At 46.3% G+C, this 13,864-nt stretch carries 16 protein-coding genes and 1 pseudogene; 14 read left to right on the forward strand and 3 right to left on the reverse strand.

Annotated features, from left to right (window positions below):
* Window positions 1-77 precede the first annotated feature (77 nt).
* From mntR to AC0TWI_RS18435, 13 genes and pseudogenes are all read left to right on the forward strand, one after another.
* Window positions 78-548 (forward strand): transcriptional regulator MntR, encoded by a 471-nt coding sequence (mntR, locus tag AC0TWI_RS18375; RefSeq protein ID WP_488127792.1) that lies wholly within the window; start codon window positions 78-80, stop codon window positions 546-548.
* 128 nt (window positions 549-676) lie between these two features.
* Window positions 677-2,563 (forward strand): ABC-F family ATP-binding cassette domain-containing protein, encoded by a 1,887-nt coding sequence (locus AC0TWI_RS18380; protein WP_488127793.1) that lies wholly within the window; start codon window positions 677-679, stop codon window positions 2,561-2,563.
* A gap of 81 nt (window positions 2,564-2,644) precedes the next feature.
* Window positions 2,645-3,784 carry a conserved virulence factor C family protein gene (locus AC0TWI_RS18385; RefSeq protein ID WP_488127794.1) on the forward strand — a complete coding sequence of 380 codons (1,140 nt, stop codon included), beginning with the start codon at window positions 2,645-2,647 and terminating at the stop codon, window positions 3,782-3,784.
* 15 nt (window positions 3,785-3,799) lie between these two features.
* Window positions 3,800-4,234 (forward strand): BrxA/BrxB family bacilliredoxin, encoded by a 435-nt coding sequence (locus tag AC0TWI_RS18390; RefSeq protein ID WP_488127795.1) that lies wholly within the window; start codon window positions 3,800-3,802, stop codon window positions 4,232-4,234.
* A gap of 311 nt (window positions 4,235-4,545) precedes the next feature.
* Window positions 4,546-4,668, forward strand: coding sequence for a hypothetical protein (locus tag AC0TWI_RS18395; protein ID WP_488127796.1), 123 nt, complete (start codon window positions 4,546-4,548; stop codon window positions 4,666-4,668).
* A gap of 6 nt (window positions 4,669-4,674) precedes the next feature.
* Window positions 4,675-5,268 (forward strand): YpjP family protein, encoded by a 594-nt coding sequence (locus AC0TWI_RS18400; protein ID WP_488127797.1) that lies wholly within the window; start codon window positions 4,675-4,677, stop codon window positions 5,266-5,268.
* 120 nt (window positions 5,269-5,388) lie between these two features.
* Complete coding sequence (locus AC0TWI_RS18405; protein ID WP_488127798.1) at window positions 5,389-6,081, forward strand: anthrax toxin lethal factor-related metalloendopeptidase; 693 nt, start codon at window positions 5,389-5,391, stop codon at window positions 6,079-6,081.
* Between the two features lie 21 nt (window positions 6,082-6,102).
* Window positions 6,103-7,059, forward strand: coding sequence for a thymidylate synthase (locus AC0TWI_RS18410; RefSeq protein WP_488127836.1), 957 nt, complete (start codon window positions 6,103-6,105; stop codon window positions 7,057-7,059).
* A gap of 17 nt (window positions 7,060-7,076) precedes the next feature.
* Window positions 7,077-7,562, forward strand: coding sequence for a dihydrofolate reductase (locus AC0TWI_RS18415; RefSeq protein WP_488127799.1), 486 nt, complete (start codon window positions 7,077-7,079; stop codon window positions 7,560-7,562).
* A gap of 54 nt (window positions 7,563-7,616) precedes the next feature.
* On the forward strand, window positions 7,617-8,315 hold the full coding sequence (locus tag AC0TWI_RS18420; RefSeq protein WP_488127800.1) for a Type 1 glutamine amidotransferase-like domain-containing protein: 699 nt from the start codon (window positions 7,617-7,619) through the stop codon (window positions 8,313-8,315).
* A 175-nt stretch (window positions 8,316-8,490) separates the two neighbouring features.
* A complete protein-coding gene (locus AC0TWI_RS18425; protein ID WP_488127801.1) occupies window positions 8,491-8,877 on the forward strand; it encodes a VOC family protein in 387 nt (128 codons plus the stop codon).
* A 24-nt stretch (window positions 8,878-8,901) separates the two neighbouring features.
* Window positions 8,902-9,084 (forward strand): annotated as a pseudogene (locus AC0TWI_RS18430) (GNAT family N-acetyltransferase); the annotation flags it as partial.
* A 660-nt stretch (window positions 9,085-9,744) separates the two neighbouring features.
* On the forward strand, window positions 9,745-10,965 hold the full coding sequence (locus tag AC0TWI_RS18435) for an MFS transporter (RefSeq protein WP_488127802.1): 1,221 nt from the start codon (window positions 9,745-9,747) through the stop codon (window positions 10,963-10,965).
* 50 nt (window positions 10,966-11,015) lie between these two features.
* Here AC0TWI_RS18435 and AC0TWI_RS18440 read toward each other — a convergent pair whose 3' ends face one another.
* From AC0TWI_RS18440 to trhA, 3 genes are all read right to left on the reverse strand, one after another.
* The gene (locus AC0TWI_RS18440) at window positions 11,016-11,399 is read right to left on the reverse strand and encodes a VOC family protein (RefSeq protein WP_488127803.1); all 384 of its coding nucleotides are present in this window, start codon (window positions 11,397-11,399) and stop codon (window positions 11,016-11,018) included.
* Between the two features lie 137 nt (window positions 11,400-11,536).
* Entirely contained in the window at window positions 11,537-11,893 is a 357-nt protein-coding gene (locus tag AC0TWI_RS18445) for an MmcQ/YjbR family DNA-binding protein (RefSeq protein ID WP_488127804.1), read from the reverse strand.
* Between the two features lie 290 nt (window positions 11,894-12,183).
* Complete coding sequence (gene trhA, locus AC0TWI_RS18450; protein WP_488127837.1) at window positions 12,184-12,813, reverse strand: PAQR family membrane homeostasis protein TrhA; 630 nt, start codon at window positions 12,811-12,813, stop codon at window positions 12,184-12,186.
* Window positions 12,814-12,989: 176 nt separating this feature from the next.
* Here trhA and AC0TWI_RS18455 point away from each other — a divergent pair, with 176 nt between their 5' ends.
* On the forward strand, window positions 12,990-13,832 hold the full coding sequence (locus AC0TWI_RS18455; protein WP_488127805.1) for a DegV family protein: 843 nt from the start codon (window positions 12,990-12,992) through the stop codon (window positions 13,830-13,832).
* The last annotated feature ends 32 nt before the right edge of the window (window positions 13,833-13,864 follow it).

The following is a 13,864-nucleotide window of genomic DNA, read 5'->3' on the forward strand; positions in this document are numbered from 1 at the left end:
TGACAAGTAACCAACTTGTTAAAAAGACCAGTGTATAGTAAAATTTTTTGTAATGGATAGCAAGGGAGGGAAGGTCTATGCCTACTCCAAGCATGGAAGATTATATTGAACAGATTTACCTGCTGATCGATCAAAAAGGGTACGCCCGTGTTTCAGATATAGCAGAAAACCTGGCGGTGCATCCGTCATCCGTTACAAAAATGGTTCAGAAGCTTGACCGGGACCGGTATCTGGATTATGAGAAATATCGAGGCCTTGTCCTGACGAAAAAGGGGCATAAAATCGGCAAGCGGCTTGTGGAGCGCCACGATTTGCTGGAAAAATTCCTTGCCATCATCGGTGTCAAGGAAGAGAACATTTATGAGGATGTTGAAGGAATCGAACATCATCTCAGCTGGAATTCGATTGACAGGATCGGCGATCTTGTCCAGTTTTTCGAGGAGAGCCCCCAGAGAATGGAAGAGCTGAAACGGCTCCAGGAGAAAAATGAATCAATCGTCTCGGAAGAGGCCGGCATACAGGCCGAAACGGAGAAGGAGCCAGGATAAGCAATATCTGGTTCTTTTTTTATGCGGCATGAAAAGTATCGGGCATTGACATATGTTATAGTAACAACAAGAGAGGGTGCGTGCGGAAGTAACGGACCCTGATAGAATGGAAGAATGGATGGTTCACGATGAATATATTTTCAGCAGAAAGCATTACAAAATCGTACGGAACGAAACAATTATTCCAGGAGATTGATTTTCATATCGGTGAAAACGAGCGGATCGGCATTATCGGCGTGAATGGAACAGGAAAGTCGAGCTTGCTTAAATTGATGGCAGGATGGGATGAACCGGATGCAGGGCAGTTCGTCTCCCCGCGGGACTACCGGATCGGATACCTTCCGCAAGATCCGGAAATGGTATCGGGCCTGACGCTGATTGAGCAAGTATTCCGGGGCAATGCCGCAGCTGTGAAACTGATGCAGGAATACGAAAAGACTGTCGCTGAATTGCAGGCACACCCGGAAAATGCATCCCTGCAGGATAGTTTGTTTGAGTTGCAGAAAAAGATGGACGCGGAGAACGCATGGGAAGTATATACGAACGCAGAAACGATTTTATCCAAACTCGGGCTTTCGGATACGCATGCAATCGTCGATACGTTGTCCGGCGGACAGAAAAAACGGGTGGCACTTGCGCAGGTACTCGTCGAAACACCCGATCTGCTCATTCTTGATGAGCCGACGAACCATCTTGACTTTGAAAGCATTGCCTGGCTTGGGGAGTACCTAGGAAAATACCCGAAATCAGTTGTCGTCGTCACCCATGACCGCTATTTCCTCGACCAGGTCGCGACGCGGATTTTCGAGCTCGATCATGGAAAACTCTATTCCTATAGCGGGAACTACCAGGATTTCATCGAGGCGAAAGCGATCCGGGAAGAAGAGGAACAATCGGCAGAAGCGAAACGGCGGAACCTCTATCGCAGGGAGCTCGCATGGATGAGAAGAGGCGCAAAAGCCCGGTCAACAAAACAGAAGGCGAGAATCCAGCGATTTGACACGCTCCAAGGTGAGCTTGGCAAGGTTCCATCAAAGGAGCAGGTTGACATTTCAACCGGTACGAGCCGCCTTGGTAAACAAGTGTTTGAACTGAAACACGCTTCCAAGCGGTTCGAGGACAGGATCCTCTTAAATGACTTTTCCCTGCTTGTCAAACCGGGAGCAAGAATCGGCATCGCCGGAAAAAACGGGAGCGGAAAGTCAACATTGCTGAACATATTGGCGGGGCGGCTTGAGCTCGACTCCGGAGAGTTGATCAAAGGCCAGACGGTCTCCATTGCCTACTATACGCAGGAAAACGAAGGCATGGATGAGAACAAGAGGATGATCGCGTACTTGCGTGAAGTGGGGGAAGCGATTGAAACCAATACCGGGGAAGTCATTTCAGCCGCGCAGATGCTGGAGCGTTTCCTTTTCCCGCCTAACTCCCACGGTACGCTTATTTCAAAGCTTTCCGGCGGAGAAAAACGCCGGTTGTATTTGCTGAAGCTGCTTATGCAAAAACCGAACGTATTGTTGATGGATGAGCCTACAAACGATCTGGATACTGCGACACTGACCGTGCTGGAAAATTATATTGAGGAGTTCAAGGGTGTCGTTATTTCAGTATCCCATGACCGATATTTCCTCGATAAGACTGCAAACGAATTGCTCATCTTTGAAGGAGAAGGGCATATCAGCCGTTATTTGGGTCAATACTCTGAGTATTTGGAAACTGTCCAGGCGGAAAAGGCAGCAGCCGTTGCTCCGAAGCCGGCTCCAAAGGCGGAAAAAAAGCCGGAACCGGAAAAGAAAAAGAAGAAACTAACCTTCTCCGAACAGAAGGAATGGGATGAGATTGAAGGAAAGATCGAGACGGCGGAAAGCGATCTTGCCAGATGGACTGAAGAACTGGAAGCAGTCGGCTCTGATTTTGAAAAAGCCCAGGAACTGACTGTAAAAATTGAAGCGGCAAATGAAGAACTGGAAAAGCTGATTGAAAGATGGACGTATTTATCCGAGTATGCCGATTAAGGTCCCCATCGATAGAGGGGAAAAGCGGCCTATGTTATAATACGGGATAAATGGAATGATGCGAGAAAGGCGGGGGTATAGTTGAAAATCAAAACAATTGAGCCGACTCCAAGTCCGAATACGATGAAAGTGATCCTTGACGAAGAGCTGGCAGCCGGCAAAAGCAATAATTATAAAAAGGACCAGGCGGCCGGTGCTCCCCCTGTGATCCAAACGATTTTGGAGATCGAAGGGGTGAAAGGCGTCTACCATGTTGCCGATTTCCTTGCGGTTGAGAGGAACGGCAAGTTTACATGGGAGGAAATCCTGCCTGAAGTTCGGGCGGCATTTGGCGAAACCCCGGCAGAGGCTGCGGAAAAGGCCGTTCAGGGAAATGAACATTTTGGCGAAGTAGAGGTTCATGTCCAAATGTTCAAAGACATACCGCTCCAAGTCAAGCTGAATTCTGGCATGGAAGAGAAAAGGTTCGGCCTCCCGGAACGCTTTCTGCAAGCGATGCAGAAAGCACAGCAGAAGGACGATAACTATGTGCTTGAACGGAAATGGAAAGATCTCGGTGTCCGCTATGGGGAGCTTGAAGGGCTCGGAAAGGACATCGTCGAGGAATTAAGCGCCGCTTACCCGGAAGAGCGCCTTGCACAGCTTGTGGAAAAGGCACTTCATCCCGAACGGGCGGCCGCAAAACAGGCGAAGCAAATGCTAAAGCTCACTCCGGAAATGCTTGATGATCCGGATTGGAGGAAACGGTATCAGCTGCTTGAGCGGATGGAGGAGCCGACGCTTGAAGACCTGCCGGTACTGGAAAAGGCGCTCCGCGATGATAAATCATCGATCCGCCGCCTGGCAGTCGTCTATCTCGGCATGATCGAAGATGAACGGGTTCTTCCATATCTTTATGAAGGGCTGCATGACAAGACCGTCACAGTAAGACGGACGGCCGGGGACTGCTTGTCGGACCTCGGATTCCCGGCGGCGATGGACGAGATGGCCAAAGCCCTTCAGGACAAGAGTAAAATCGTCCGCTGGCGTGCGGCGATGTTCCTCTATGAAGCAGGGGACGAGCGCGTCCTGCCTGCCCTTAAGGCGGCCGAGAATGATCCTGAATTCGAAGTGCAGCTGCAGATAAAGATGGCAATTGAACGGATCGAAGGCGGAGAGAAAGCAAAGGGTTCCGTCTGGAAGCAGATGACCGAGGCAAGACAAAAAAATATCCAGCAATGATCAGGAGGAATCGGCATGTCAATGGCATATGAGGAATACATGAAACAAATTGTAAAACCGATGCGTGAAGAACTGACGTCATCAGGGTTTGCAGAACTGACAACAGCGGAGGAAGTGGAGGGCTTCATGGAAAAGGCGGAGGGTAAAACGCTCGTCGTCGTGAACTCCGTCTGTGGCTGTGCCGCAGGATTGGCCCGGCCGGCAGCCATCACGGCTGTTGAAGATGCCGCGAAGAAACCGGACCGGCTCGTCACCGTGTTTGCAGGCCAGGATAGGGAAGCGACAGAGAGAATGCGCGAGTATTTTGAGGGTTACGAACCGTCCTCGCCTTCTATGGCGCTTCTAGACGGCAACAAGGTTGTCCACTTCATCCCGCGGGATGAAATCGAGGACCACGAGGTCGAGGAAATCGTAGAAAATCTCAGCAAGGCGTTCGAAACATACTGCTAAGCAAAAGGACGGCTAGGAAAGTAATATTGCTCCCTAGCCGTCCTTTTCATGTTTACCGGGCCTCTGCAGGCCCATTTTTGGTTTAGTCTGCGATCGTCAAATATACGAAATAACCTAAAATGACAAAAGCGCCGATAGTCATAAGAACTTCTTCCATCTTGCCGTCCTCCTTTTCGAATGGGCGTACTAGTATTATACCTCATCCTTATTCTTTTTCCATTGCTTAAGCCGATTGATCCTCCAAGCCTAGACTAAAAGAAGGAGATTGATAAGTTGTTTTGCGAATTTTCTATTTTGAGGAGATTTTCTTGATGAAAACATCCTGCCGGCATGGTAAGATGATAGTAATAACAATTCGGACAGATTCTTTGTTTGCGGATCTGCCGATCATGAATTTGTACTGTATCAAGCCGCATGCCGGGGAAGGAAGCTAGGCTCTTATGAAAAAATGGTTAAGAAAATCCCTAATAATATTGGTCTCCATCTTTACGTTTGGAACCGTCACCCCATCACACGCCGTCTGGGCACAGGACCAGGGAACTGGCAAGGAGCAAAGGGGGCAGCCTGATTCGTCAAGGCCGCTTGACTCACCATCTGTCAGTACGGTGCTTGAGCAGCAGGAGGACGATGAGGATGTTGTGTCTTCTTTGCTGGAAGAAGCAGAGCGCCAGACGATCATGAAATTCGGCCCGAAGATTGCCGGTGTTATTGAGGATGAATTCCGCCAGGTTATCCTGCCGAATATCGAGTCGGCGATTGAAATGACAGCTGCACAGTTTCCGGAAGACGAGCTTACGCAGCTGGCGATTACTGAAAAGCCGGGCGGAGGCGTGAGCGAAAAGATCTTCCACATTTACAACCGTGCAACGAATGAAGACGTGATCCGCTTCCACGTAAGAAGGGATCGTCCGCCGCTGGAAGGCTACACGTTCAATTTTCATTACCACACATACCATGACAACTTCCAGACCCATTACATGCTCGGCACCATCTATTGGGATAAAAATACGCCGCCAAAGTGGATGTCTGTCTGAAAAAATACGCCGCCTGGCGTATTTTTTTTGTCCAAGCATGCCAATAAAACGCACCTATTACAGGAAGATGTCAAATGGTATAATAGAGTTACAGACAGGTAACTTGAAAGAAGTGATACGATGCGAAAATGGATAGGATCATCCGTGATGATTGTGCTCATCTTCTTTTTGGCAACAAATATATCAAAAGCGAAGGTGGAGGGCGTCGCCTTGTCGGAGACTCCGCTAAGAGAGCTGCCTTTGCATTCTTCACGTTCTCTAGATGACATCGTCTTGCTGCCTGAAGGCGGTTTTGACGAAGGGGAAGCGGCTTCGATTGTCGGCAGGCTCGACCGTGTGCCTGAAGCAGTTTTGGACCAGGCAGCAAAAAAAGAGATAAAGGTCATCCTGTTTAAAGGAAATTTGACCGATCAGCCAAGTGCCGCACACTTGAAAGGGGAATCGCCGAGAGGCTATAATAACGGGACGGTCTGGGACGACGTACCCGGAATCGGCGGCACGAAACAAGTGCTTGTGAAAATCGGCAGCAGTGAAAAAGGCCATGGCCATGGCTCCGTCAATCTCGAGCTGCATGAATTTGCCCATTCCCTTCAGCATTATCTTTTTGCGGATGCGAAGAATGAAGAGGCAATCGTCCAAGCTTGGAGAGAGGAAAGCCAGCCGATGTTCGGGGAGAATCATTATTTCCTCGATTATGAAGAGGAGTTCTTCGCCGAGTGCTTTGCCTATTACTATTATTCTGATGAAACGCGGACAGAATTGGCACAGCATGCGCCTTCCATGTACCGCTTTTTTGAAAAACTAGGTGTCTAAGAGAGGAAAGGAATGTTGCAAATGAGCGCCAGTGAACAGGCCTATTTGGATTTATGCAAACACGTACTGGAAAAAGGAACAGCGAGAGGAGACAGAACGGGAACCGGAACCATCTCGACATTCGGTCACCAGATGCGGTTCGATCTCAGCGAAGGCTTTCCGCTCTTAACGACGAAACGCGTCTCCTTTCGCCTCATTGCAAGCGAACTGATCTGGTTTATGCGGGGCGATACAAATATCCGCTTCCTTCTCCAGCATAATAACCATATTTGGGATGAATGGGCTTTTAAAAACTGGGTTGAGAGCAGTGAATATGAAGGCCCGGACATGTCCGATTTCGGCAGGCGAGCTGCCGTGGACAAAGAATTTGAAGCGGTTTACCGTGTAGAAATGGAAAAGTTCACAAAAAGGATTTTGGAAGATGAAGCATTCGCAGCAAAATACGGCGAGCTCGGCAATATTTACGGCAAGCAATGGCGTGAATGGAAAACATCCACTGGTGAGACGATCGATCAACTGAAAAATGTCATTCATGATTTGAAGACGAATCCGGAATCACGGCGCCATATCGTCACAAGCTGGAGTGTTGAAGATATTCCGAACATGGCCTTGCCGCCGTGCCATACACTGTACCAATTTTACGTATCCGATGGAAAGCTCTCCTGCCAGCTCTACCAGCGAAGCGGTGACATCTTCCTCGGCATTCCGTTCAATATCGCAAGCTATGCCTTGCTGACGCATCTCGTCGCCTTTGAATGCGGACTGGAACCAGGCGAATTCGTTCATACGCTCGGCGATGCCCATATTTATTCCAATCATGTCGATCAGGTAAAACTTCAGCTTAAGCGGGAGCCAAGGAAGCTGCCGATACTCAAAATCAATCCGGATTTGGAGTCTATTTTTTCTATCAGCATGGAAGATCTTTCGGTTGAAGGATACGATCCGCATCCGCCGATTAAGGCGCCAATCGCTGTTTGACGGAAGGAGAGAACGAGATGATTTCATTGTTAGTCGCATACGACCGGAACCGGACCATCGGGAAAGACAACGAATTACCGTGGCGCCTCCCGAATGATTTGCAGTTTTTTAAAAAGACGACGATGGGCCATACGATCATCATGGGCAGGAAAACATACGAATCGATCGGCAGGCCTTTGCCTGGAAGGAAGTCAGCAGTTTTAACGAGACAAACTGATTTTTCCGCCGCTGAAGGCGTGGACATCCTTCATAGTCTCAAAGATCTGGAACAATATAAGGAATCCGACGAGGAGCATTTTGTCATCGGCGGCGCGCAGCTGTTTGAGCAGGCGCTTCCCTATGCCGACCGGATGTACATAACTTTCATTGATGAAGAATTTGCCGGAGACACTTGGTTCCCCGAGTGGGACAGTGCCGAGTGGGAACTCGTTTCCGAAACGAAGGGCGTCAAGGACGAGAAGAACCCGTACGATTATTATTTTAGGACGTATGAGAAAAAATAAAATCCGGTTTTCAAGGAGCTCGACTTGCGTTTCACTTCCGAAAGGATGGATGGAATGAGACAAATCATTACCTTGGGTGGCGGGGGATTCTCAATGGAACCCGAAAATCCGTTATTAGATCGATATATTCTTAGCCAGTCCTCTAAAACAAGTCCAAAAGTTTGTTTTATTCCAACTGCAAGTGGCGACTCGGATAATTATATTTCCAGATTTTATCACTTCTTTGAAAAAGAAAATTGCCAGCCTTCCCATCTATCGCTATTTAAACCACCTACAAGAGATCTGGAGAGTTTTATCTTAAAGAAAGATATTATTTATGTTGGTGGCGGAAATACAAAAAATCTACTTGTGTTATGGAAAGAATGGGGATTGGATACGATTTTAAAAAAAGCTTGGGAGAAGGGAATCGTATTAGCCGGCATAAGTGCAGGTTCGATTTGCTGGTTTGAAGAGGGAGTTACGGACTCATACGGAGACAGGCTCGAACCAATAAAGGGTTTGGGATACCTAAAAGGCAGCAACTGTCCTCATTACGATGGAGAAGAAAACCGAAGACCTTCCTACCAGAAACTCATAGCCGAAGGCAAAATTAAAGCTGGCATTGCCTGTGATGATGGTGCCGCACTTCACTTTATTGACCAAGAATTAAGGGGAATTATTAGTTCAAGGCCGGATGCAAAGGCCTATCAAGTATCTTTTGATAACACCTTAAAAGAGGTCGAATTGAAGACCCATTATTTAGGGGCGAATTGAAGTAAGGGCTATGGGAAGGAAAACAGCAGCCTTGTCCCAGACAGGCTGATTTTTTGGAAAACCGTACAAGCAGTCCAATGAGAGTAATTTGTCATCATTGGGGCCAAGCTGTTTAAGCAGGCGTATCCATATGCCGACCGTGTGTACATCACAGGCATTCTAGGAGGGAAAATATATGAAAATCATCGTTACCAGTTTATTTGTAGACAATCAAGAAAAGGCTTTAAAATTTTATTCAGAAACGCTTGGTTTTCTAAAAAAGCATGACGTTCCAGCCGGTGAATTTAGATGGATAGCGCTTGTTTCTCCTGACAGCCAGGACGGTACCGAGCTTATACTCGAACCAAATGTCAATCCAGTCGCCAAAGATTATCAAGAGAAACTATTTGAGCAAGGTATCCCAGCAACAATGTTTGGCGTTGCCGATGTTCAAAAGGAGTACGAAAGATTATTGAGTCTTGGTGTCAAGTTTACTATGAAGCCGACAGTGGCGGGAGACAACACATTGGCTGTCTTCGACGATACGTGCGGTAATCTTATTCAGATAATAGATCATAAGTAAATTATGTTAACCCTGTCCAAATTAAAACAACTCATTCATATGGCGAAATCAGCCCAACTGACTACCCTGAAAGCTGTGATTGACCCGGACAATATTGCTTCTCGAAAAATTTTAATCAAATTGGGGTTTACTTCTGAGATGATTTGTGAAATTGAGGGCCTTCCTGGCGAAGTGTTAAGCAAATCAATGACACACCAATTAAGTTAAAGGTCTTAGGAGAATAATGAGTCAGCCAAGTTTGATAAGGGTGCGCACAAAGCAAATTAACGGTTTTTATAGTCTTGACCAGGTAGGCTGATTTTTCCGCTACTGAAAGTGTGGACATCCTCCATAGCCTCAAAGACTTGAAACCGTCTAAGCAGTCCGACGAGGAGCATTTCGTCATCGGTGGCGCGCAGCTGTTTGAGCAGGCGCTAATGAGGACATCTTCAAGGAATGGGAGGGAATTGAAGCACGGCAAGAAGGAATTAAAGAGGGGATTACAGAAGGAATACTAAGGACTGCAAAACGGACGGCTACAAGAAGCGGTCGATGTTGAAACCGTTATCCGCCTATCAGGGCTTTCTAAGGAACGAGTTGAAAATATAAGCGAGAAATAAGTTAGGTGATTCGCCAATATGTCCAAGAGTCGATCCAGTTCAACGATTCATTTAAGTTTGAATAACTACAAAGCACTGAACAAGTAACCAACCCAAATGCTGGCTAGGCGTTTAATGGATGGTTACTTTTTTGTTATGACCGTAATGTGATAATCCCTCAAACCACTTCATTGTAACCATATTCAAACTATGATAAATTTAGTAAGTCTTTAGATAAATCTTCGTTCTATCAATATTATTCTTCTGGTGAACTAGGGAGTTGGTTTCAATGGGATATGCACTTACATCTAGGCAGATTCAACTTTGGCGCTTGGCGATCTATTTTTATTTTGGCCTATCCGGTTTTGCCATGGCGTCATGGGTAGCTCAAACCCCGAATATCCGTGATGCATTGGGGATATCAACCGCGCAAATGGGATGGATTATTTTTGGATTGTCTGCTGGCTCCATCATCGGTCTCCTTTGTGCGAGCCATTTTATTGCTCGCTGGGGAGGGCGCGTCATCATGCTGGCAGGGCTAGGATTTAGCTCACTTGGACTTATCGTTGTCGGAGTAGGGAGCTCATGGCTGACCGAGGCAATCATTGTTTTTATGGGACTGGCTTTCTTCGGCTATGGAATCGGTATTTGTGATGTTGCGATGAATGTAGAGGGAACAACAATCGAGCATAAAATAAAAAAGTCGATTCTGACCAGTTTTCATGCAGTATACAGCTTAGGAACATTTTTTGGGGCGATTCTTGGTTCGATTGCTAATAAACTGCATCTTTCTGTGATTACTCATTTATCCGTTGTCGCAATGATTGTATTTGTTTTGATTGTCTATCTCTTCCGGTTCGTACCTGCGGGAACAGGGCAGGATAATAATAATGATTCCAATGATCCACCCATGACGACCAAGGAGCGACTCGCTGTTTGGAAGGAGCAAAGGACCGTCTTAATCGGACTTATTGTTTTAGGAATGGCTTTTGCTGAAGGTTCGGCAGGTGATTGGCTGCCCTTAGTGATTGTAGATGGGTATGAAAAAACTCCCGCATCAGCATCCTTTATGTATGGTTTATTTGTCGCAACCATGACGATTAGCCGGGGAGTGGGTGACTTCCTTCTAAACAGATTTGGAAGAGTGGCAATTCTCCGGGCATCGGCGATCTCTGCTGCGATCGGACTCATGATTGTTATTTTTAGTGGAAACTATTATGCAGCAGCAATTGGCATTGTCTTTTGGGGATTTGGTTCAGCCTATGGCTTTCCTGTCGGATTATCTGCCGCAGGTGATGATCCGCGTGGTGTCGCTACCCGGGTTGGAGCGGTGACTACGGTTGGTTATCTTGCTTTCCTTGTAGGCCCTCCTGTATTGGGAGCGATCGCCGAATCTGTCACATTATTAAAATCATTGATCTTCGTTTTAATTGGTGTGACAATTGCCGGCCTACTGTCGCATGCTGCGAAGCCATTGGCGACCAGCGATCAAAAAATGGAGCGACAATAAATAGCGGAATAAAGGCAAAGGCTGGATTATTCCGCCTTTGCCCAACTGATTCAACAATTGCAGATCATTAATACATTCCCATCCGGATCCTCAAAGTTGAAGTAGGCGAAATCGCCAATGCGCTCTATTTCTTTTACCACCTTGATTCCTTTGTTTTTGACAAAATGATAGGCTTCATCAATATCGCTGACGAAAAAATTAAATAACACATGATTCGAAGGGTTTAACGTAAAGCCTGGATCAAATGTGTGATCATCTAAAGTAATTCCAGTTTCAGCTTTGACAGGGATATTATAAACGGGAGATTCAACTGTATCTTTGTCAATCGGAATACCAAGCAAGTCACTGTACCATTCGGCTGATTTTCTTAAATTGCTAACATGGATGAAAACATTATTAACTTTACAGGCAATGGGAGAAGCAATCGAATTCATAACATTCCACCTTTTGATTTTGATGATAGTAGTATTCGACAAAAGAGGGAAAAACCCTTTTAAAGTCTTATAATCAGAGGCCCACTAAATGCACTCGCTAATAAACCTGCTGGCTGAATCGTTAAGTATGTTAATTTTTATTTTATTAAATTGTAACTGAAATCTATCAAATCGTAGATTTCATTTTTGGGAAAAGAACTATCCAAAACAATTGTAATCCAATGCTCCTTATTCATATGATATGCAGGCAGAACTCCTTGTTGCCCCCTTGATAAACTGTTGAATTCTGGATTTCCCTTTACGTTCATTATTTCAACATTTCCTTCTCCTGGTAAACCTAGTTTGACTCTCGGTACATTCATTATCACTCCATACCACTTGCCATTCCTATAATTTCTTAATACCGCATACTCTTGATGCTTAGACCAAGGGTAGTCTGGCTCTGTTCCGAATTTTTCTTTTACATAAGTGAATATTTCTTCTCTTTTTATCATAAAAAACATCTCCTCAATAGCTGCATGATTGTTAGAGTTGCGAACAAGCATTGTCTTCAGCATTTCAAAAAACTAATAAAGTTAGTAAAACTTGTTCTATGATAGTTTGGACTAGCTATTACAGATTCAGTCCGGGTGGTTCGAAAAAGCTTGCTCGAGGGGAGAATAGTCGATTAATACTCGGAAGCGAGAAAGAAATGGGAGAGTCGGAACTCCGGAACGATAAGTTGAGGAAAGAAAGGTAAAAAAAAAGCGGGGTTCATCCACTCCGGACGAGTCCCGCTTTTGTGTCAGACATAAATTAAAATACAGAAATACATGCAGGCACTGCCAGCGATAACAAACAAATGCCAGATCGCATGGGAGTACGGAAGGTTTCGCCAGATGTAGAAAATGGCGCCGACTGAGTAAAGGATGCCTCCGGTCAAGAGCAGCATGAATCCGGACGGGCTCAAACTCGTGTATAGCGGTTTAATGGCAATGATGACAAGCCAGCCCATGGCCAAGTAAAAAATGGTGGACAGTACACGGAACTTATTGATCAGCACGCATTTGAAGGCAATGCCGGCAATAGCAAGTCCCCAGATGATTCCGAACAGCGTCCAGCCCAAAGCCCCTTTCAGGCTGACCAGCACAAGCGGAGTGTATGTTCCAGCGATGAGCAGGTAGATTGCTGAATGGTCCAAAATCGCGAAAAGGTTTTTTGCTTTGGAAGGTTTAAAGCTGTGCAGCATCGTTGAAAAAAGGTAAAGGAGCATCATTGTAATGCCGAAAATCGTAAAGCTGACCACTTCCATCGGCCCTTGCTTCGCCGCAGATACAATCAGTACGACAAGTGCCGGGATGCTGAGCAAAAATCCGATTCCGTGCGTAATGGCGTTTGCCAATTCCTCTTTCCAGTTATACGTTTCACCATCGATATAAAAGGTTGTTTCCATATCATTGCCCCCGTTTCCCTGTTGTTTCATCATACGGGGAAAATGTTTAAAAAGCAATGGAATCACGCTCCTAACGTACGAATTTCGACATGTATTATTCTATCTATTCAGCCGTGAAACATGTATAATGATGAAGAATATAAAAAGGATGTGGCCCGATGCGTAAAATCAAGGTCGTTACCGACTCTACATGTGATCTATCACTCAAAGAAGCAACTGATTTGCACATACATGTTATTCCTTTATCCATTTCAATTGACGGAGAAACCTTTTTGGATCGTGTTGAATTGAGCCCTGCCCAATTCATGGCAAGGATGGGGGCATCCGCTGTGCTTCCGAAAAGTTCGCAGCCGGCGGTGGGCGAGTTCGTCAAGCTATACGATGAGCTCGGCAGTGACGGCAGTGAAATTTTGTCTTTGCATATGACAGGAAAGTTAAGCGGTACGGCCGAGGCAGCGAGAAGTGCATCCGAAATGACGGAAACGAAAGTAACAGTCATAGACTCTCTCTATATATCTCGTGCGCTGGCCTTCCAGGCAAAAGCAGCGGCCGAATTGGCCGAAAAAGGCGCATCAATGGATGAAATCGTTGAACGGATCAACCGTGTACGGGATGAGACAAGACTCTACCTTGTTGTTAATACGTTGGAGAACCTTGTCAAAGGGGGCCGGATCGGCAAAGCGAAAGCGATGATCGGCTCATTGCTGAACATCAAGCCGATCGCCATGCTGGAGCATGGGGAACTCACAGCCGTCACAAAGGTTCGCAGCCAGACCCAGGCGATCAAATATTTAATAAAAGAGTTTATGGAAGACGTAAAAGGAAAGACAATTAAGCAAGTGGCGATTTCCCACGCAGACGCGCTTGAACTGGCGACCTCAGTCAAGCATAAAATCGAAGAGCTTACCGGATTTTTGCATGTAGAAATTTCTGAGGCGACGCCTGTTATCAGCACGCACACCGGAGCAGGAGCTATCGGGTTCATGTACTACGCCGAATAGGCGGCGGGAGCCCGCTCCTTTTTCGGGTGGAA

The sequence above is a fragment of the Lederbergia sp. B243.17 genome (genome assembly GCF_057657925.1).

What these genes read in the sequence shown, in the direction of transcription:
- mntR (WP_488127792.1), top strand. Translation starts at nt 78, where the DNA reads ATGCCTACTCCAAGCATGGAAGATTATATTGAACAGATTTACCTGCTG.
- AC0TWI_RS18380 (WP_488127793.1), top strand. Translation starts at nt 677, where the DNA reads ATGAATATATTTTCAGCAGAAAGCATTACAAAATCGTACGGAACGAAA.
- AC0TWI_RS18390 (WP_488127795.1), top strand. Translation starts at nt 3,800, where the DNA reads ATGTCAATGGCATATGAGGAATACATGAAACAAATTGTAAAACCGATG.
- AC0TWI_RS18395 (WP_488127796.1), top strand. Translation starts at nt 4,546, where the DNA reads ATGAAAACATCCTGCCGGCATGGTAAGATGATAGTAATAACAATTCGG.
- AC0TWI_RS18400 (WP_488127797.1), top strand. Translation starts at nt 4,675, where the DNA reads ATGAAAAAATGGTTAAGAAAATCCCTAATAATATTGGTCTCCATCTTT.
- AC0TWI_RS18405 (WP_488127798.1), top strand. Translation starts at nt 5,389, where the DNA reads ATGCGAAAATGGATAGGATCATCCGTGATGATTGTGCTCATCTTCTTT.
- AC0TWI_RS18410 (WP_488127836.1), top strand. Translation starts at nt 6,103, where the DNA reads ATGAGCGCCAGTGAACAGGCCTATTTGGATTTATGCAAACACGTACTG.
- AC0TWI_RS18415 (WP_488127799.1), top strand. Translation starts at nt 7,077, where the DNA reads ATGATTTCATTGTTAGTCGCATACGACCGGAACCGGACCATCGGGAAA.
- AC0TWI_RS18420 (WP_488127800.1), top strand. Translation starts at nt 7,617, where the DNA reads ATGAGACAAATCATTACCTTGGGTGGCGGGGGATTCTCAATGGAACCC.
- AC0TWI_RS18425 (WP_488127801.1), top strand. Translation starts at nt 8,491, where the DNA reads ATGAAAATCATCGTTACCAGTTTATTTGTAGACAATCAAGAAAAGGCT.
- AC0TWI_RS18435 (WP_488127802.1), top strand. Translation starts at nt 9,745, where the DNA reads ATGGGATATGCACTTACATCTAGGCAGATTCAACTTTGGCGCTTGGCG.
- AC0TWI_RS18440 (WP_488127803.1), bottom strand. Translation starts at nt 11,399, where the DNA reads ATGAATTCGATTGCTTCTCCCATTGCCTGTAAAGTTAATAATGTTTTC.
- AC0TWI_RS18445 (WP_488127804.1), bottom strand. Translation starts at nt 11,893, where the DNA reads ATGATAAAAAGAGAAGAAATATTCACTTATGTAAAAGAAAAATTCGGA.
- AC0TWI_RS18455 (WP_488127805.1), top strand. Translation starts at nt 12,990, where the DNA reads ATGCGTAAAATCAAGGTCGTTACCGACTCTACATGTGATCTATCACTC.